Consider the following 18,317-nt stretch of genomic DNA (forward strand, 5'->3'; position numbering starts at 1 on the left):
GTGAAAGCACCGGGGCCGCCCGGTCTCAGGCCAGGCTCAGCTCGTCGGCGCGATGCTGCGCGGCTGTGAAATCCAGGTCGCCGGAATAGATCGCGCGCCCGCAGATGACGCCTTCCACGCCTTCGCTTTCGACTTCGCAGAGCTTCTCGATGTCCGCGATGCCGGCCAGGCCGCCCGAGGCGATCACGGGGATGGTGAGGGCCTGGGCCAGCTTCACCGTAGCCTCGATATTGATGCCCGAGAGCATGCCGTCGCGGCCGATGTCGGTGTAGATGATGGATTCCACGCCCCAGTCCTGGAACTTGCGCGCCAGATCGACCACCTCGTGGCCGGTGAGCTTGCTCCAGCCGTCGGTGGCCACCTTGCCGTCCTTGGCGTCCAGGCCCACGATGATGTGGCCGCCGAACGCGCTGCACGCATCCTTGAGAAAGCCGGGGTTCTTCACCGCGGCCGTGCCGATGATGACGTACCGCAGCCCGGCGTCGATGTAGCGCTCGATGGTGTCCAGGTCGCGGATGCCGCCGCCCAGCTGCACCGGAATGTCGGCGCCCACCTCGGCCAGGATGGCCTTGATGGCCGCCTTGTTCTTGGGCTGGCCGGCAAACGCGCCGTTCAGGTCCACCAGGTGCAGGCGGCGCGCGCCCGCATCCGCCCACTTGCGGGCCATGGCGGCGGGATCTTCGCCAAAGGTGGTCGATTGGTCCATGTCACCTTGCTTGAGGCGTACGCAGTGGCCGTCCTTGAGGTCGATGGCGGGGATGAGCAGCATGATGGTGAGCGGGGAATGGGGCGAGCCGCACAAGGCCCGGCCCTGCCGGGTTGAAGAATCAGGGCTTCCAGTGCAAGAAGTTGCGGTACAGCGCCAGGCCGTGCTCGGCGCTTTTCTCCGGGTGGAACTGGGTAGCAAAAATATTATCGCGTGCGATGGCCGCAGCAAAGGGGCCGCCGTAGTCAGCCTCGCCGGCGCAGTGCAGCGGGTTGGCCGGGCGCGCGTAGAAGCTGTGCACAAAGTAGAAGTAGCTGTCGTCGGGCACGCCCGCCCATACCGGGTGCGCCACGCCGCCGTGGCGTGCCTGGCGCACGCGGTTCCAGCCCATCTGGGGGACCTTGTAGCGGCTGCCGTCGGGCTGGGTGCGCCCGGTCAGGTCGAACTTGAGCACCTCGCCCGGGATCAGGCCCAGCCCGGGGGTGTCGCCCTCGGCGCTGTGGTCCAGCAGCATCTGCATGCCCACACATACGCCAAACAGCGGCTTGGACGCGGCAGCCTCCAGCACGGATTCGAGCAGACCCGACTCCCGCAACTCGCGCATGCAGTCCGGCATGGCGCCCTGGCCGGGCAACACCACACGGTCGGCCGCGCGCACCTCATCGGGGTGCGCGGTGACCATTACCCGGAAACCGCTGCCCTGCGCCGCGACCTGCACGGCCTGCGAGACGGAGCGCAGGTTGCCCATGCCGTAGTCCACGACCGCGACGGTTTTTGCTTCACTATTCATAGCTGCTTGCGCTTGATGGATAAGCGTTACAGGCCAATTTGGCTTGAATTTTACAGGGAACCCTTGGTGGACGGGATCACGCCTGCGGCGCGCGGGTCGCGCTCCAGCGCGGCGCGCAGCGCGCGCGCGAAGGCCTTGAACACCGTCTCGCACTGGTGGTGGGCGTTGATGCCCTTCAGGTTGTCGATGTGCAGCGTCACGCCCGCATGGTTCACGAAGCCCTGGAAGAATTCGTAGGTGAGCTGCGTGTCGAAACCGCCAATGCTCCCGGCGGTGAACGGAATGTGCAGGTGCAGCCCCGGGCGGCCCGAGAAATCCACCACCACCCGTGACAGGGCTTCATCGAGCGGCACGTAGGCATGGCCGTAGCGGCGGATGCCCTTCTTGTCGCCCACGGCCCGCGCGAAAGCCTGGCCCAGCGTGATGCCCACATCTTCCACCGTGTGGTGGCCGTCGATGTGCAGGTCGCCGTCGCAGTCGATCTGCAGGTCGATCAGCCCATGGCGCGCGATCTGGTCGAGCATGTGGTCGAAGAAGCCGATGCCGGTGTGCAGGCTGGCCGCGCCGGTGCCGTCGAGATTCACGCGCACGGTGATGCGCGTCTCGGCCGTCGTGCGGCTGACCTCGGCCGTGCGGTCGGGGCAGAGTTCTGCGGAAGAAGGAACGAGTGCGGAGGAAGTCATAGGGATGCCTGGAGCGCTGTGAGCATCTGGGCGTTGTCGGCACTGCTGCCCACCGTCAGACGCAGGCAGCCTGCCAGCAATGGATGCATTGTAGAAACGTTCTTGACGAGCACCTTGCGGGCCTTCATGCCCTCATAGGCGCGGGCGGCATCGGGCACACGCACCAGCACCATGTTGGCCTGGCTGTCCCACACGCGCTCAATGCCGGGCATGGCGCGCAGCGCGGCCAGCAGCTCGGTGCGCGCGGCACGCAGCTCGTCGGCCTGGGCGGCGAACACGTCGGCATGTTCCAGCGCGAACAGGGCGGCCTCGGTGTTCAGCACACTCACGTTGTAGGGCGGGCGCACCTTGTCGACCTCGGCCACCAGCGCGGCGGGGCCGATCATGTAGCCCAGGCGCACGCCGGCCAGGCCGAACTTGGAGAGCGTGCGCATCAGCAGCACATGGCCGTTGCGCTCTGGCTGCGCGCGCATGCGCTCGATCCAGCTGCGGCTGGCAAAGGGCTGGTAGGCCTCGTCCATGACCACGATGCCGCCCTGCGCACCGGCGGCGTCGATGATGTGCTGCACCACGGCCTCGTCCCACAGCGTGGCCGTGGGGTTGTTGGGATAGGCCAGGAAGGTGATGGCCGGCCGGTGCTGGGCGATCGCGGCCAGCATCGCGGCCTCGTCCAGCTCGAAGTCCGCCGTCAACGGCACGCCCACGAAGCCCAAGCCCTGCAGCTGCGCGCTCATCGCATACATCACGAAGCCCGGCACGGGCGCCAGCACGGTCGCCTGCGCACGCGCGCAGGCCAGCGCCACGAGGGAAATGAGCTCGTCGGAACCATTGCCCAGCAGCACGGCCGAGCCTGCCGGCGCCCCGGCGTAGGCTGCCAGCGCAGCCTTCAGGTCGTTCTGGCGCGTACCGGGGTAGCGGTTGAGCGCGAGTTGCCCCAGGCGCTGCCCCAGCGCGGCCTGCAGCGCGGGCGGCAGGCCGAAGGGGTTCTCCATCGCGTCCATCTTCAGGTAGCCGGTCGCATCGGCCACGACGTAGGCCTGCATGGCGCGCACGTCGTCGCGGATGCGCGCCAGCGCGGGCAGTTCGGCAGAGGGGGTTGTCATGCGTTCTTCACTCCATTCGATCGGGCGGCGCCGCCACATCAAGGGACAGCCAACGCGCAATGCAGCGGGTGCAGCACCTCCACACCGCCATACTGCGCGCCCTGCGGCAGACTCAGCGACAACAGACTCGCGCAGCCGCTGTGCTGCGCGGCGGCCAGCGCCAGGCAGTCGCCCCAGGCCAGTTGGTGCCGCGCCTCCAGCGCCCAGGCGGTCTCCAGCGTGGCAGCATCGATCTGCCAGGGCGTCCAGCTGTGGTAGCGGCGGATGGCCGCGCGTGCATCGCCGTGCGGCATGGGCGCGCTGGCGGCGCGCGTCACGGTGTCGTAGAACTCGGCCAGCACCTGGCTGCTGACACGCCCCAGGCGCTCGCGCCACAGCAAGTCCAGACAGGCCAGCACCGGGGCTTGCAGGGCGGCATCGGCGCCGTCCTCGGCGGCGACCAGCACGGCCGTGTCCACAAACACGGGTTGCGCCAGGCTGCGCTGCAGCGGCTGCGGCGCCTCACCCACGTGGGCAGGACTGCGCTCGAAGCCGTGGATACGCCGCGCCGCGGCGCCCGCGCGCCAGGTGCGCTCGTCCGTGCGCCAGGCGAGGTAGGCACGCTCGTAGGCATCCTCGCGGCGCTGCATTTCGCCTAGAAAGTCCCCCACCATGCGCGACACGCTGGTGCCGCGCCGCGCCGCCTCGATCCGGGCCCATTCGAGCACCGGATCGTCCACGGTGATGGTGACGTTCTTCATGCGTTCATCGTACACGAATTTCGTGTCACACGAAATTCGTGTACATCCAGTTTTATGTGTTTTTCGCTTCTAAGGCTTGTTCATTCAGCGCCAAGCGCTCTCATTTTTGAAAAGACAAAGCCACCTCGCAAGGTGGCTTGGTAGGCGTACAGGCTGTCGGAGTGGTCAGGACTTGAGCCGCATCTCCGCCGCCCGTGCATGCCCCTGCAGCCCCTCGCCATGCGCCAGCACGCTGGCGATGCGGCCCAGGCTCTGCGCGCCCTGCTCGCTCACCTCGATGATGCTGCTGCGCTTTTGAAAGTCGTACACGCCCAGCGGCGACGAAAAGCGTGCCGTGCCGCTGGTGGGCAGCACGTGGTTGGGCCCGGCGCAATAGTCGCCCAGCGATTCGCTGGTGTAGGCGCCCAGGAAGATCGCGCCCGCGTGGCGCAGCAGCGGCTCCCAGCGGTGCGGCTCGCGGCTGCTCACCTCCAGGTGCTCGGGAGCGATACGGTTGCTGATCTCACACGCCTCTTCCATGCTGCGCGTGTGGATGAGCGCGCCGCGCCCGGTGAGGCTCTTGGCGATGATCTCGGCGCGCGGCATCTGGGGCAGCAGGCGGTCGATGGCGGACTGGACCTGGTCGATGTAGGCCGCATCGGGGCACAGCAGGATGGACTGCGCCAGCTCGTCGTGCTCGGCCTGCGAGAAGAGATCCATCGCCACCCATTCCGCCGGCGTGCTGCCGTCGGCCAGCACCAGAATCTCGCTGGGGCCGGCGATCATGTCGATGCCCACGGCGCCGAACACATGCTTCTTGGCGCTGGCCACGTAGGCGTTGCCGGGGCCGGTGATCTTGTCCACCTTGGGAATAGTCTGCGTGCCATAGGCCAGCGCCGCCACGGCCTGCGCGCCGCCGATGGTGAAGGCGCGCGTGACGCCCGCCACATGCGCCGCGGCCAGCACCAGCGGGTTTTTGGTGCCCTGGGGCGTGGGCACGACCATGATGATGTCCTGCACGCCCGCCACGTGCGCGGGAATGGCGTTCATGAGCACGCTGCTCGGGTACGCGGCCTTGCCGCCCGGCACGTAGATGCCCACGCGGTCCAGCGGCGTGACTTTCTGGCCCAGCAGGGTGCCGTCGTCGTCGCGGTAGCTCCAGCTTTCGCCATTGGCCTTTTTCTGCGCCTCGTGGTAGCGGCGCACGCGGGCAGCGGCGGCCGTCAGCGCGTCGCGCTGCGCCGCGGGCAGGCCGTCGAAGGCGGCTTGCAGTTCGCTGGCCTTGAGCTCCAGCGACGGCAAGCCCTGCGCATGCAGGCCATCGAAGCGCTGCGTGTACTCCAGCACTGCGGCGTCGCCGCGCTCGCGCACGTCGGCCAGGATGCCCGCCACGCGCTGCTCGATGGCCGCATCCGTGTCCGCCGACCAGTGCAGGCGTGCGGAAAACTCCACCTCGAAAGTGTCGTCAGCGGTGGACAGGCGGACGGGAGCAGCTACGAATTGCATAGTGGACCTACTCAGAATGTACGAAAGGAATCGGCGCGCCGTTGCGGTAGCCGAGGGGTGCCCGGCCACGATGTTCTCACCATAACGCGGGCTACGGCGCGCGGTTGCAACGCCGGGCGATGGACGCGGAACCAAAGCGGCGCAGACGCAGCCCTGCGCACCCCTCAGCCCTGCGGCACGGCGGAGGCGAATGCGTCGATGATGCGGCGCAGCGGCGCCTGCTTCAGCTTCAGCGCGGCCTGGTTCACCACCAGGTGCGAACTGATGTCCATGATCTGCTCGACCTCCACCAGGTTGTTGGCCTTGAGCGTGTTGCCAGTGGAGACCAAGTCCACGATGGCATCGGCCAGGCCGGTGAGCGGCGCCAGTTCCATGCTGCCGTAGAGCTTGATGAGGTCCACGTGCACGCCCTTGCTGGCGAAGAAATCGCGCGCGATGCTGGTGTATTTGGTGGCCACCTTCAGGCGCGAGCCCTGGGTGACGGCCTCGCGGTAGTCGAAATCGGCGCGCACGGCCACGCTCACGCGGCACTTGGCAATCTTCAGATCCAGCGGGCGGAACAGCCCCTGGCCGCCGTGCTCGATGAGCGAGTCCTTGCCGGCCACACCCAGATCGGCGCCGCCGTATTGCACGTAGGTCGGCACGTCGGTGGCACGCACCAGCACCACGCGCACCTCGGGGCGGCTGGTGGGCAGGATGAGCTTGCGCGACTTCTCCGGGTCTTCCAGCACCTCGATGCCGGCAGCGGCCAGCAGAGGCAGGGTTTCTTCGAAGATGCGGCCCTTGGACAGGGCGAGTGTGATCTGCTGCGTCATTGAATTCTCTCGATGTCGGCCCCCAGGCCGCGCAGTTTGGCTTCCATGCAGTCGTAGCCGCGGTCCAGATGGTAGATGCGGTCCACCAGCGTTTCCCCGTCGGCCACCAGCCCTGCGATCACCAGGCTGGCCGAGGCGCGCAGGTCGGTGGCCATGACGGTGGCGCCCGATAGCCGCGCGCCCGCAGGCGCCGCGCCGCCCAGCCCCTCGATCACCGCTACGCGGCCATCCGTGGTCTGGATTTTCGCGCCAAGGCGCAGCAGTTCGTTGACGTGCATGAAACGGTTCTCGAAGATCGTCTCGGCCACCGTGGCGGTGCCCTGGGCCACCACGTTCAGCGCCATGAACTGCGCCTGCATGTCGGTGGGAAAGCCCGGGTACTCAGTGGTGCGAAAGCCCTGCGCCTTGAGCTGCGCCGCGCCAGGGCTGCGCACGCGGATGCCACCCTCTTCCGGTGCCACCTGCACGCCCGCGTCGCGCAGTTTGTCGATCACGGCGTCCAGGTGGTCGGCACGCCCGTGGCGCAGCAGCGCATCGCCGCCCGTGGCGGCCACGGCGCACAGGAAGGTGCCGGCCTCGATGCGGTCGGCCACGACGGCGTGCTCGCAGCCGTGCAGCCGCTCGACACCCTGGATGCGAATGCGGCTGGTGCCATGGCCCTGGATACGCGCGCCCATCTTGATGAGCATCTCGGCCAGGTCCGCCACCTCGGGTTCCTGCGCGGCGTTCTCCAGCACGGTCTCCCCCTCAGCCAGCGTGGCGGCCATGAGCAGATTCTCGGTGCCGGTCACCGTGACCATGTCGGTGGTGATGCGCGCCCCCTTGAGTCGCGTGCACCCCTGCGGCAGCCTGGCGATCATGTAGCCGTGCTCGACCACGATCTGCGCGCCCATGGCCTGCAGCCCCTTGATGTGCTGGTCCACCGGACGCGATCCGATGGCGCAGCCGCCCGGCAGCGACACCGTGGCCTCGCCGAAACGCGCCATCAGCGGCCCCAGCGCCAGTACCGAGGCGCGCATGGTCTTGACCAGATCGTAGGGCGCCTCGGGCGTGGACAGGCCGCCCGCGTCCAGGCGCACTATGCCGGCCGCATCGGCCACGGAGCAGTCGGGGTTGGCGATGCGGTCCACCTGCACGCCCATGTTCCGGATGAGCCGCAGCATGGTGGCTACGTCCTGCAGGCGCGGCACATTGTGCAGGGTGACCGGGTCGGCCGTGAGCAGCGCGGCGCACAGCTCGGGCAGCGCGGCGTTCTTGGCGCCGGAAATCGGCACCTCGCCCACCAGGGGGCGGCCACCGCGAATCAGGAGTTTGTCCATGGGTTTGCCGGTTGCTGCATTCAGTGCCAAAAATGGCTCCAGCGCTTATCCATCAAGCGGTAGCAGCTATTAAAAGAATAGTGCGCGACTTCTTTGGGGGAACGCCGCGCGACGGTGTATGCGCCCATCCACCGCCAAGGACCGGGGCATGACGCCCATGCCGCCCCCGCGCCGGGGCACGGTCCCGGCCGCACGGCCATCTTGCGAAGGACGGGGCCGTATCAGTCGCCCGCCTGGGCCTGCGCCCACTCGGCGGGGGTGAAGGTCTTCATGGACAACGCATGCACCTCGTCCGACTGCATGCGTGCGCCCAGTGTGGCGTAGACACGCTGGTGGCGCTGGATGGAGCGCTTGCCCTCGAACTCGGACGACACGATGGTGGCGTACCAGTGGCGGCCGTCGCCCTCCAGCGTGATGTGGTCGCAGGCCATGCCCGCGCTGATGATGTCCTTGAGTTGGTCTGCAGTCATGTCAGTTCCTGATTTTGTAGCCCGTGCGCAGCAGGTGCAGCGCCAACAAGCTGACCAGCGCCCATGCCAGGCCGACGACGCCCAGGCTGAGCCAGGGGGAGACGTCGCTCACGCCGAAGAAGCCGTAGCGGAAGCCGTCGATCATGTAGAAGAACGGGTTCAGGTGGCTTGCGCCCTGCCAGAACGGCGGCAGCGATTGCACCGAATAGAACACGCCCGACAGGAAGGTCATGGGCACGATGATGAAGTTCTGGAATGCCGCCATCTGGTCGAACTTGTCGGCCCACAGTCCCGCGATGACCCCCAGCGTGGCCAGCAGCGCCGCGCCCAGCAGTGCGAACGCAAGAATCCACAGCGGCGCGGCGAACTGCGGCGTGGCGAACGCCAGCGTGACGATGAACACACCCAGGCCCACCACCAGGCCGCGCACCATGGACGAGCCCACGTAGGCCGCGAACCAGGCACGGTGCGACAGCGGCGTGAGCAGCACGAACACCAGACTGCCCATGATCTTGCTCTGGATCAGGCTGGACGAGCTGTTGGCAAAGGCGTTCTGCAGCACGCTCATCATCACCAGGCCGGGCACCAGGAAGGCGGTGTAGCTCAGCCGGTCATAGACCTTGACATGGTCTTCGAGCACATGGCCGAAGATCAGCAGGTACAGCACCGCCGTGAGCACCGGCGCCGCCACGGTCTGGAAGCCCACCTTCCAAAAGCGCAGCACTTCCTTGTAGAACAGGGTCTGCCAGCCGATCATGCGTGCTCCTCCTGCTCGGCCGCCATGACGTTGAGGAACACATCCTCCAGGTCGGCCTTGCGGATCTCCACATCCTCCACGCGCACGCCGGCGGCGCGCAGCCGGGCCAGCAACTGCTCGATCTCCTGCGCGTCCTGCGCGGGCAACTGGGCCACGCGGCCGGTCACGCGCGCCAGCGCTGCCAGGTCGGCCGGCAGCGTATCGTCGGTCTTGAACCGCAGGACGTTGGTGGAGGCCGCCTGCAGCAGCTCGGACGTGCGCGCCAAGGCCACGACGCGCCCGCGCTTGAGCATGGCCAGCCGCGTGCACAGCGCCTCGGCCTCTTCAAGGTAATGGGTGGTCAGCAGCACCGTGTGGCCCTGCTTGTTGAGGCGCGCCACAAACTGCCACAGCGTCTGGCGCAGTTCCACGTCCACACCGGCCGTAGGCTCGTCCAGCACGATGATGGGCGGTTTGTGCACCAGCGCCTGGGCCACGAGCACGCGGCGCTTCATGCCGCCCGAGAGCTGGCGCATGTTGGCCGTGGCCTTGTCGGCCAGCCCCAGGTTTTCCAGCAGCTCATCGATCCAGGCGTCGTTGTTCTTCACACCGAAGTAGCCGGACTGGATGCGCAACGTCTCGCGCACGTTGAAGAACGGGTCGAACACCAGTTCCTGCGGCACCACGCCCAGCAGCCTGCGCGCGTCGGCAAACTGGGTTTGCACGTCATGGCCCAGCACGTTGACGCGGCCGCTGGTGGCGCGCGCCAGCCCGGCGAGGATGCTGATCAGCGTGGTCTTGCCGGCGCCGTTGGGGCCCAGCAGGCCGAAGAACTCGCCCTCCTCGATGTCCAGACTGACATCCTGCAGCGCCTGGAAAGGCCCTCGGGGAGTGGAAAAGCTCTTGAAAATGGATTGGAAGGAGACGGCGGGCATGGAAGAGCGGCATTCTAAAGGGGGGCTCTTGCGCGCGTGTCCGCAGGGGTTTGGCCGGCAGGCAACCCGCAGGTGTGGGCAGCCCCCAGGCCGCCGCTACAGGGCGGGCAGCAGTTCCTGCACCCCGTACAGCCCCGCCAGGCTGGACAGCGCCGGCGGCAGGGCCTTGACCACGAAACCCCGGTTCTCGAACACCGCTGCGCGGCGGCACTCCAGCAGCACCGCGAGTGCGGAGGAGTCGAAGGCCGTCAGCGCACCGGCATCCACCACCACCAGCGATTCGTCCTGGGCCTTGAGCCCTTGCAGCAGCATGCGCAGGGTGGCGCCAGCGTGGCGGTGGGTGAGTTCAGCGGGCAGCACCAGCATGCACAGGCCTTTCGGTTCTTTCTGTTCTGGTTACTTGGCGCTGGAGGCGGCGTTGGCCTTGTTGCGCGCCACCAGCGCGTCGATCAGGCCATCCACGCCCTTGGCGTTGATCTCCTGCGCGAACTGGCTGCGGTAGGTTTCCACCAGCCACACACCCATAACGTTGAGGTTGTAGATTTTCCAGCCCGCACCCTCGCCCGGCGTCTTCTCCAGGCGGTAGTCCAGTTGTATCGGGTCGCCCCGGCCGCGGATTTCGGTGCGCACGAGCACGTCCTTGTCTTCGGCGGCTGCGCGCAGCGGCTTCACAACGATGCTCTGGTCCGTGACCTGGCTGAGCGCGCCCGCGTAAGTGCGCACCAGCAGTGTCTTGAACTCGTCCTGCAGGCGCGCCTGCTGCTCCGGCGTAGCCTTGCGCCAGCCCGGCCCGACGGACGCTGCCGTCATGCGGCGGAAGTTCACGTGGGGCAGGATGGTCTTGTCCACCAGTGCCATGATGCGGTCCACGTCGCCGGCCTTGATGGATTTGTCTTTGCGCAGCGTCTCCAGCACATCGACCGAGAGGCGCTTGACGAGGGCATCCGGCGCCTCGTCGGCCGCCAGCGCGGCCTGGGGCACGGCCACCCACGTGGCCACCGCCATCGCGGCGGCGGCATGGATCAGGGTACGGCGGTTCATCATGGTGAGGCTCCTTGCGTGCAGCGCCACGCCGTGCGCTGCCATGTCTGGTTTCGTTGGGTAGATTGTGGAGGGCGCCCCGCGCTGCACATGCGTCGCCCCCGTGCAGGGATGCAAGCAACTGCAACCGCGCCTGTCAGCCAGGGGCCCGAGTGCTTGTCAGGCCGGCCTTTGCGGGTTTTCAGTACTCGTCGTCAGGCAGCTTGCCCCCGTTTTCCTCATAGGCGCCCTCGTCGCGTGCGCCTGACACGCCACTACGCACCTTGAGGTACACGTCGCGCGTGAAGCTGTAGGGGTCCAGGGCCGCCGTATCCAGCACCGAGCCCGCGCGCAGCAAGCTAGCGCGCTTATCGACAAGGCGCAGGCCGTACAGGGAATTGCGGACCTCCACCGGGTCGAGCTGGCCCAGCGGGTTGCCCCAACTGTCTACCGGCAAAGCGGCCGTGTCGCGCACGGTGGACGGCCCCAGCAGCGGCAGCACGAGATACGGCCCCGTGGGCACGCCCCAGCGGCCCAGCGTCAGGCCAAAGTCCTGCTTGTGCCGCTCGATGCCTGCCTCGCTGGCAATGTCCAGTACGCCGCCCAGCCCGAAGAAGGTGTTGGTGGTGAAGCGCACGAGGCTCTCGTAAGCCTCCAGCCCGCGGAACTGCAGCAGGTTGTTGACGAACGACCAGGCATCGCCCAGGTTGCCAAAGAAGTTGCTCACGCCCGTACGCACCGGCTGCGGCGTCACGTCGCGGTAAACGGTGGCGACGGGTTTGAGCACCGCCTTGTCCACACTGTCGTTGAACGAATGCACGCCGCGGTTGAAGGGTTCGAACGGATCTGCGGGGTTGGCGTTGGGGCCCGTGGCGCAGCCGCTCATGAGGGCCGCGCCGAGCAACAGCGCCGCCCAGCGGGCAGTCCAGCCCGTGAAGCGAGGTTGATTTGTCATTTCTTGGTACCTCCATTGGACGAAGCACCTTCTTCGGCCTTGCCATACAGGAACTGGCCGATCAGGTTTTCCAGCACTACCGCGGATTGGGTGGCGGTCACCATGTCGCCCTCGGCCAGGTTGTTCTCGTCGGCACCCGGCTCGATGCCGATGTACTGGTCGCCCAACAGGCCGCTGGTCAGGATCTTGAGCGAACTGTCCTTGGGGAACACATAGCGCTTTTCCAGCTCCAGTGTCACGCGCGCCTGGTAGGTCGTGACGTCGAAGCCAATGGACTGCACGCGCCCCACCACCACGCCGGCGCTGCGCACCGCGGCCTTGGGCTTGAGCCCGCCGATGTTGTCGAAACGCGCCGTCACGGTATAGCCCGAGCGGAAGTTCAGGTTCAACAGGTTGGCCGACTGCAGGGCCAGGAAGACCAGCGCCGCGCCGCCCAGCAGGACGAACAGCCCCACCCAGAAATCGTTTTTGGAATGCTGCATGGTGAATTTCCTCAAGACAGACGCATGGTCGCCGTCAGATACTGAACATCAAGGCGGTGAGGACGAAGTCCAGCCCCAGCACGGACAGCGACGCCATCACCACCGTGCGCGTGGTGGCGCGCGAGACGCCTTCCGGCGTCGGCTTGGCCACGAAGCCCTGCAGCACCGCGATGAAGGTGACGGCCACGCCGAACGCGAGGCTCTTGACGATGCCGTTGCCCACGTCCTTCCAGACGTCGACACCGCTTTGCATCTGGCCCCAGAACGCCCCGCCGTCCACGCCGATGAGCACCACGCCGACCAGCCAGCCACCGATCACACCCACCGCGTTGAACACCAGTGCCAGCAGCGGCATGGCGATCACGCCGCCCCAAAAGCGCGGCGCCAGGATGCGGCGCACCGGGTCCACGGCCATCATTTCCATGGCCGACAGCTGTTCGCCGGCGCGCATCAAACCGATCTCGGCCGTGAGCGACGTGCCCGCGCGTCCGGCAAACAGCAACGCCGTGACCACCGGCCCCAGCTCGCGCACCAGGCCCAACGTGACCACCAGGCCCAGTGAGTTGGCCGAGCCATAGAGCTGCAGCACGTTGTAGCCCTGCAGCGCAAGCACGAAGCCCACAAACAGGCCCGACATGGCGATGATGGACAGCGAATAGTTGCCCAGGAAGTGCACCTGGTCACGCACCAGGCCAGGGCGGCGCATCACATCGCCGAACAGCCCCAGCAGCCGCGCGAACAGGCGCGCGCCCATGCCCACATCGGCCAGCTTCGTGCGCACGGCGTAGCCTACGTGCGTGGGACGCCACCAGCTCATGGGGTACCTCCGCTGGCGTGGGCGTCCACGCTGGGCGAGCGCAAGGGGCCGAAATCGTCGGCCACGCTGGGGCCGGGGTAGTGGAACGGCACCGGCCCGGTAGGCAGCGCGTGCACGAACTGGTGCACCAGCGGATCCGTGCTGGCGCGCACCTCTTCGGGCGTGCCCTGGGCGGCCACCGTGCCGGGCCCCAGGATGATGACGTGGTCCGCCAGGCGGAAGGTCTCTTCCAGATCGTGCGAGACGACGATGGTGGTCAGCCCCATGGCATCGTTGAGTTGGCGAATGAGTTGCGCAGCAGTACCCAGCGAGATCGGGTCAAGCCCGGCGAACGGCTCGTCGTACATGATGAGCTCGGGGTCCAGGGCAATGGCCCGTGCCAGGGCAACCCGCCGCGCCATGCCGCCGGAGATCTGGCTGGGCATCAAGTCCCGCGCGCCACGCAAGCCCACGGCATGCAGCTTCATGAGCACGATGTCGCGGATCAGGTCCTCGGGCAGATCGGTGTGCTCGCGCAGCGGAAAGGCCACGTTCTCGTACACGCTCATGTCGGTGAACAATGCGCCGAATTGGAACAGCATGCCCATGCGTCGGCGCGCGGCATACAACTGTGCGGTATCCATGCGCCCTACGTCCTGGCCGCCCACCAGCACCTCGCCCTGCTGGGCGCGCTGCTGGCCGCCAATGAGGCGCAGCACCGTCGTCTTGCCCCCGCCCGAAGCACCCATCAGCGCCGTGACCTTGCCACGCGGCACGGCCAGCGACAGGTCGCGCAGGATCATCCGCTCGCCGTACCCGAAGGTGACGTTGCGCAGTTCCACGAGGGCGTCGCCCGGCGATGAAAGTGGGGAGGACATGGTGTATGCAGATACGCCCAGCTCTACGACAGAGCGCGAGGCGAACCCGACATTATAGGGGAAACCCCTCTGCTCGGCTGCGCCTCTCATTAAAACCTGTGGTTTGCATATGACGTTTGGCTATACTTGCCGGTTCTTAAGAAATGTCCCGCCCGACCCTCCGGGCGGATTGCTTGTCAGCGTTGCTGCATGGGCGTCATCGACGCACAACGGAACGAAGGCGCGGCAATGTGCCTGCGACATTCCCTTTTCTTCCGTTGCGCGTCTGCCTCCCGGCAGCGTGCTGGTCGGTACCCGGCGGACGGCGTCCGACCGCGGCGCCGTTTCCTGCCACCCCCGCAGAAAGAGAAAAGGCTCCAGATAATGAAGAATCTCCAGTCCGTCGTTCCCATCCCGGCTCCTGTCCCCCAGCGCCAGGCCACGGGCCTGCACCTGATCGGCGACCTGTATGGCTGTCTCTGCGACAGCCGCCTGATGTTGGACGCCGCGCACCTGGAATCGTTCTGCAGGGAGCGCGTGGCCGCCGCCGGGCTGACCACCGTGGGCAGCCTGTTCCACAGCTTTGGCGAAGGCGGCGGCGTCACCGGCGTGGTGGTGTTGGCCGAGTCGCACCTGTCCATCCACACCTGGCCCGAGGCGGGCTACGTCACGCTGGACGTGTACGTGTGCAACTACACCGAGAACAACCGCCCCAAGGCGCAGAAGCTCTTCGACGACCTGCAGGCCGCCTTCAACCCGGCCGATCCGCACCTGCACCGCGTCGACCGCGCCTGATGAGCGGCGCCCCCACCGCGCAGGCCACGCGCTACGTGGCCGAGCGCCTGAACGCCGACTTCGGCTTTTACCTCAGCGACCGCCGCCTACTGGCCGAACGCCAGTCGGCCTGGCAGCACATCGAGGTCTTCGACAACCCGCAGTTCGGCCGCGTGATGCGCATCGACGGCTGCTTCATGACCAGCGAGCGCGACGAATTCTTCTACCACGAGCCGATGGTGCACCTGCCGGCCATCGCCCACCCCGGCGTGCGCCGTGCGCTGGTCGTGGGCGGGGGGGACGGCGGCGCCGCCGAGGAGTTGCTGAAGCTGCCCGGCATCGAGCAGGTGGTGCTGGCCGAGCTGGATGGCGAGGTGATTGCCATGGCCCGCGATTGGCTGGGCCAGATCCACCGTGGCGCCTTTGACGACCCGCGCCTGGAGGTGCGCCTGGGCGACGCGCGCGCCTTCATCGGCCAGACCGAGGAGCGCTTCGACCAGATCGTCCTGGACCTGACCGACCCCTTCGGCCCCGCCGTGGAGCTGTACACCGTGGAGTTCTACGCCGCCTGCCGCCGCGCGCTGAACCCGGGCGGCGTGCTTTCGCTGCACCTGGGCTCGCCCGTGCACCTGCCCGAGAGCCTGGGGCGCATCGCCGCCTCGGTGCGCGCGGTGTTTCCCATCTTCCGCCCCTATCTGCAGTACGTGCCGCTGTACGGCACGTTGTGGTGCATGGGCATGGCATCGGACAGCACCGACCCCGCCCGGCTCAGCGCCGACGAGGTGGACGCACGCATCGCCGCGCGCGGCCTGGGCGATCTGCAGCTGTACAACGGGGCCGTGCACCATGCGCTACTGGCACAGCCGAACTTCGTGCGTGCGCTACTGGATCGGCCTGCGCTGCCGCTGCACAGCGGGGATGTGCTGGAAGAAGTGCGGGACCCAGCAGAGTTGCCGGAGGTGGTGGTGTCCGCTGCCGCGTAATGTCTAGCACAATCGCCGCCTAGCGCTTGCTGGGCGAGCGCTGGCAGCTATCTTTTTTAAGCCCCTGCGCAGGGTTGGATGTCGCTGGCCGAGGCCGTCCCCGCCAGTGACACAGAACCCCATTAGCTACCAAAAGCATAGCTCCCAGCGCTTATCCCATAACCGCTAGAGCCCAATTCGGCGCTAGACCTTCAAAGCATGTGCTGCAGGAACGCCCGCGCCCGCTCATGCCCGGGATCGGCAAAGAACTCCCCGGCCGGACGCGCCGCGATGAGTTCACCCTGGTCCATGAAGGCCACGGTATTCGCCACCTCGCGCGCAAAACCCATCTCGTGCGTGACGACCAGCATGGTCATGCGCTCCTCGGCCAGCTCGCGCATGGTGCGCAGCACCTCGCCCGTGAGTTCGGGGTCCAGCGCCGAGGTGGGCTCGTCGAACAGCATGATGTCGGGCTCCATGCACAGCGCACGCGCGATCGCCACGCGTTGCTTCTGGCCGCCCGACAGGCGCGAGGGATAGTTGTCCCGCTTCTGCGCCAAGCCCACCTTGTCCAGCAGGGCCTCGGCGCGGGCGATGGCCGCGTCGCGCGCCAGGCCCTGCACCACCATGGGCGCCTCGATCAGGTTCTCCAGCACCGTGAGGTGCGGGAACAGGTTGAAATGCTGGAACACCATGCCGGTCTTGGCGCCGATGCGGCGCACCTCGGCATCGGACACGTAGGCGCAGCGCCCCTGCGCGTCGGTCGTGGCCAGGGTTTCGCCTTCGATGGCGATGTGGCCGCTGTCGATGGTTTCCAGGTGGTTCAGGCAGCGCAGAAAGGTGCTCTTGCCGGAGCCCGAGGGACCGATCACCGCCACCACCTCGCCACGGTGCACCGACAGCGACACGCCGCGCAACACCTGCACATGGCCGAAGGCCTTGCGCACGTCGCGCGCCTCAATCATCTGCGTGGCGTCACTGGTCAAACTTGGCATAGCGTTTCTCCAGGCGCTGGAAGCCCCAGGTGAGCACCAGGGTCATGACGAGATAGAAGGCGGCGGCGACGATGAAGGGCGTGGTCGTGAAGTCGCGCTGCACGATGCCGCGCGCGGCGCGCAGCAGGTCGTTCAGGGCCAGCACGTAGATGAGGGACGTGTCCTTGACCAGGGTGATGGTCTCATTGCTCATGGGCGGCAGGATGCTGCGCACCATCTGCGGCAGCACGATGCGGCGCATGGTCTGGCCATAGCTCATGCCCAGCACCTTGGCGGCCTCGTACTGGCCACGGTCCACCGACTGGATGCCGGCGCGGAAGATCTCGGCGAAATAGGCCGCGTAGTTCAGCGCGAAGGCTGCCACGGCCGCGGGGAAGTCCGGCAGGCGCACGCCGATCACCGGCACGAAGGGCAGCGCGAAGTAGATGAACAGCATCTGCAGCATGAGCGGCGTGCCGCGCATGAGCCAGATGTAGCCGTTCACCGCGCCCGACAGGGCCTTCCAGCGCGACAGCCGCATGAGCGCCAGCGCCAGGCCCAGCGGCACGGCCAGCACCAGCGTGATGAAGAACAGCTTCAGGGTGACGGTGGCGCCCTGCGCCAGCGGCCCCAGGAGGGAGAGTAGGTAGTCCATGGGGTCACGAGAATTCAGTGCCTTGCACAGCACGCAACCGTCGAAACTGGCGCGCCCCAGGCCAGCGGACGCCGCGCAAGGGCCGCCCCGCCGCGCTGGCGTCGTCCCCCTTCCCGAATTGCGCAGCAATTCGAGAGAAGGGGGAAGGAGCGAAGCGACACAGGGGGTTGTTCGCTATTACTTGATGATGTTCTTGCCGAACCACTGCTCGGCAATCTTGGCGGCGCTGCCGTCCTGCTTCATGTCGGCCAGCGCCTTGTCCAGCTTGCCGTGCAGTTCGGTGTCGTCCTTGCGCACGCCCACGCCGTACTCTTCGGTGCCGAAGTTGTCGTCCAGCACGGCGTACTGGTCAGGCTTCTTGGCCACGTAGTAGCGGCCCACCACTTCGTCCACCACCACGGCTTCCAGGCGGCCGGTGGTGAGATCCATCAGGGCGGTCACGTTGTCGCCGAAGGTCTTGAGTTCCTTGAACGACTTGAAGACAGCCTCTTCCTTCTTGATGGCGTCCACGGCGCTGGAGCCTTCCTGCGCACCGACGACCTTGCCGGCCAGATCGGCCTTGGCCTTGATGGCGGAGCCTGCGGGCACCACGATGATCTGGTGGTTCTCCATGTAGGGCGCGGTGAACAGGATGTTCTGCTTGCGCTCCTCGGTGATGGTCAGGCCGTTCCACAGCGCATCCACGCGCTTGCCGGACAGCTCGGCTTCCTTGGCGCTCCAGTCGATGGGCTTGAACTCCACCTCCACGCCCAGGCGCTTGGCGGCTTCCTTGGCCATGTCGATGTCAAAGCCCACCAGCTCGTTCTTCTCGTCGCGGAAGCCCATGGGCGGGAAGTTGTCGTCCAGGCCCACGACGATCTTCGTGACGGCGGCCGGGGCGGGTGCAGGCGCGGCTGCGGGGGCGGCGGGTTCCTGCTTGGAGCAACCCACCAGCACGGCGCCCAGGGTCAGCAGGGCAACGGCGGCAAACTTCTTCATGGTGTAGCGATTCTTGAAAAGAACAGTCGGAACGAACAAACGGCCCGGGCACGCCGCTCGACCAGGAAGGTCGCGCAGCAAG

The 18,317-nt window shown here is 67.1% G+C and carries 22 protein-coding genes and 1 pseudogene; 2 read left to right on the top strand and 21 right to left on the bottom strand.

All coding sequences use genetic code 11. The annotated features are described in order from the left end of the window. Window positions 1-25: 25 nt before the first annotated feature. The 18 genes and pseudogenes from hisA to I3K84_RS09320 all read right to left on the bottom strand — a co-directional run bounded on the left by hisA (window position 26) and on the right by I3K84_RS09320 (window position 13,913). Complete coding sequence (gene hisA / locus I3K84_RS09240; RefSeq protein WP_196995953.1) at window positions 26-769, bottom strand: 1-(5-phosphoribosyl)-5-[(5-phosphoribosylamino)methylideneamino]imidazole-4-carboxamide isomerase; 744 nt, start codon at window positions 767-769, stop codon at window positions 26-28. Between the two features lie 58 nt (window positions 770-827). Beyond that, window positions 828-1,496, bottom strand: coding sequence for an imidazole glycerol phosphate synthase subunit HisH (hisH, locus tag I3K84_RS09245; RefSeq protein ID WP_047349915.1), 669 nt, complete (start codon window positions 1,494-1,496; stop codon window positions 828-830). A gap of 50 nt (window positions 1,497-1,546) precedes the next feature. After that, window positions 1,547-2,179 (bottom strand): imidazoleglycerol-phosphate dehydratase HisB, encoded by a 633-nt coding sequence (gene hisB, locus I3K84_RS09250; RefSeq protein WP_011804212.1) that lies wholly within the window; start codon window positions 2,177-2,179, stop codon window positions 1,547-1,549. Continuing rightward, on the bottom strand, window positions 2,176-3,282 hold the full coding sequence (gene hisC / locus I3K84_RS09255; RefSeq protein WP_196995954.1) for a histidinol-phosphate transaminase: 1,107 nt from the start codon (window positions 3,280-3,282) through the stop codon (window positions 2,176-2,178). The genes hisB and hisC overlap by 4 nt, the downstream gene beginning before the upstream one ends. A gap of 38 nt (window positions 3,283-3,320) precedes the next feature. Further along, entirely contained in the window at window positions 3,321-3,791 is a 471-nt protein-coding gene (locus tag I3K84_RS09260; protein WP_231403472.1) for a PIN domain-containing protein, read from the bottom strand. Between the two features lie 45 nt (window positions 3,792-3,836). Further along, window positions 3,837-4,022 (bottom strand): annotated as a pseudogene (locus tag I3K84_RS22535) (hypothetical protein); the annotation flags it as partial. 165 nt (window positions 4,023-4,187) lie between these two features. Beyond that, window positions 4,188-5,507 (bottom strand): histidinol dehydrogenase, encoded by a 1,320-nt coding sequence (gene hisD / locus I3K84_RS09265; protein WP_196995955.1) that lies wholly within the window; start codon window positions 5,505-5,507, stop codon window positions 4,188-4,190. A gap of 164 nt (window positions 5,508-5,671) precedes the next feature. Next, entirely contained in the window at window positions 5,672-6,322 is a 651-nt protein-coding gene (gene hisG, locus I3K84_RS09270) for an ATP phosphoribosyltransferase (RefSeq protein ID WP_011804208.1), read from the bottom strand. After that, window positions 6,319-7,641: a UDP-N-acetylglucosamine 1-carboxyvinyltransferase gene (gene murA, locus I3K84_RS09275; RefSeq protein WP_196995956.1), complete on the bottom strand. Its 1,323-nt coding sequence runs from the start codon at window positions 7,639-7,641 to the stop codon at window positions 6,319-6,321. The genes hisG and murA overlap by 4 nt, the downstream gene beginning before the upstream one ends. 221 nt (window positions 7,642-7,862) lie before the next feature. Next, on the bottom strand, window positions 7,863-8,111 hold the full coding sequence (locus I3K84_RS09280) for a BolA family protein (protein ID WP_011804206.1): 249 nt from the start codon (window positions 8,109-8,111) through the stop codon (window positions 7,863-7,865). A gap of 1 nt (window position 8,112) precedes the next feature. After that, window positions 8,113-8,868: an ABC transporter permease gene (locus I3K84_RS09285; protein WP_012655715.1), complete on the bottom strand. Its 756-nt coding sequence runs from the start codon at window positions 8,866-8,868 to the stop codon at window positions 8,113-8,115. Then, complete coding sequence (locus I3K84_RS09290) at window positions 8,865-9,782, bottom strand: ABC transporter ATP-binding protein (RefSeq protein WP_196995957.1); 918 nt, start codon at window positions 9,780-9,782, stop codon at window positions 8,865-8,867. The genes I3K84_RS09285 and I3K84_RS09290 overlap by 4 nt, the downstream gene beginning before the upstream one ends. A 96-nt stretch (window positions 9,783-9,878) precedes the next feature. Next, window positions 9,879-10,148, bottom strand: coding sequence for a lipid asymmetry maintenance protein MlaB (locus I3K84_RS09295; protein ID WP_011804203.1), 270 nt, complete (start codon window positions 10,146-10,148; stop codon window positions 9,879-9,881). 30 nt (window positions 10,149-10,178) lie between these two features. After that, complete coding sequence (locus I3K84_RS09300; RefSeq protein WP_196995958.1) at window positions 10,179-10,826, bottom strand: phospholipid-binding protein MlaC; 648 nt, start codon at window positions 10,824-10,826, stop codon at window positions 10,179-10,181. 178 nt (window positions 10,827-11,004) lie between these two features. Further along, window positions 11,005-11,757, bottom strand: a complete 753-nt coding sequence (locus I3K84_RS09305) for a VacJ family lipoprotein (protein WP_011804201.1) — start codon at window positions 11,755-11,757, stop codon at window positions 11,005-11,007. Continuing rightward, on the bottom strand, window positions 11,754-12,239 hold the full coding sequence (mlaD, locus tag I3K84_RS09310; RefSeq protein ID WP_011804200.1) for an outer membrane lipid asymmetry maintenance protein MlaD: 486 nt from the start codon (window positions 12,237-12,239) through the stop codon (window positions 11,754-11,756). Before mlaD ends, I3K84_RS09305 begins: the two co-directional genes overlap by 4 nt. A gap of 34 nt (window positions 12,240-12,273) precedes the next feature. Next, a complete protein-coding gene (mlaE, locus tag I3K84_RS09315) occupies window positions 12,274-13,056 on the bottom strand; it encodes a lipid asymmetry maintenance ABC transporter permease subunit MlaE (protein ID WP_011804199.1) in 783 nt (260 codons plus the stop codon). After that, a complete protein-coding gene (locus I3K84_RS09320) occupies window positions 13,053-13,913 on the bottom strand; it encodes an ABC transporter ATP-binding protein (RefSeq protein ID WP_196995959.1) in 861 nt (286 codons plus the stop codon). The genes mlaE and I3K84_RS09320 overlap by 4 nt, the downstream gene beginning before the upstream one ends. Window positions 13,914-14,276: 363 nt before the next feature. On the opposite strand from I3K84_RS09320, the gene speD reads away from it, so the two are divergent. Then, window positions 14,277-14,687 (top strand): adenosylmethionine decarboxylase, encoded by a 411-nt coding sequence (gene speD, locus I3K84_RS09325; RefSeq protein ID WP_103737813.1) that lies wholly within the window; start codon window positions 14,277-14,279, stop codon window positions 14,685-14,687. After that, entirely contained in the window at window positions 14,687-15,649 is a 963-nt protein-coding gene (gene speE, locus I3K84_RS09330) for a polyamine aminopropyltransferase (RefSeq protein ID WP_011804196.1), read from the top strand. Before speD ends, speE begins: the two co-directional genes overlap by 1 nt. A 191-nt stretch (window positions 15,650-15,840) precedes the next feature. Here the strand turns inward: speE and I3K84_RS09335 are convergent, their stop codons facing one another. The 3 genes from I3K84_RS09335 to I3K84_RS09345 all read right to left on the bottom strand — a co-directional run bounded on the left by I3K84_RS09335 (window position 15,841) and on the right by I3K84_RS09345 (window position 18,235). Continuing rightward, complete coding sequence (locus I3K84_RS09335) at window positions 15,841-16,623, bottom strand: amino acid ABC transporter ATP-binding protein (RefSeq protein ID WP_011804195.1); 783 nt, start codon at window positions 16,621-16,623, stop codon at window positions 15,841-15,843. Next, on the bottom strand, window positions 16,604-17,257 hold the full coding sequence (locus tag I3K84_RS09340; RefSeq protein WP_011804194.1) for an amino acid ABC transporter permease: 654 nt from the start codon (window positions 17,255-17,257) through the stop codon (window positions 16,604-16,606). Before I3K84_RS09340 ends, I3K84_RS09335 begins: the two co-directional genes overlap by 20 nt. A gap of 177 nt (window positions 17,258-17,434) precedes the next feature. Continuing rightward, complete coding sequence (locus I3K84_RS09345) at window positions 17,435-18,235, bottom strand: amino acid ABC transporter substrate-binding protein (RefSeq protein ID WP_041835888.1); 801 nt, start codon at window positions 18,233-18,235, stop codon at window positions 17,435-17,437. Between the last annotated feature and the right edge of the window lie 82 nt (window positions 18,236-18,317).

This window comes from Diaphorobacter sp. JS3051, assembly GCF_015832135.1.
GTDB classification, from domain to species: Bacteria; Pseudomonadota; Gammaproteobacteria; order Burkholderiales; family Burkholderiaceae_C; genus Diaphorobacter; species Diaphorobacter nitroreducens.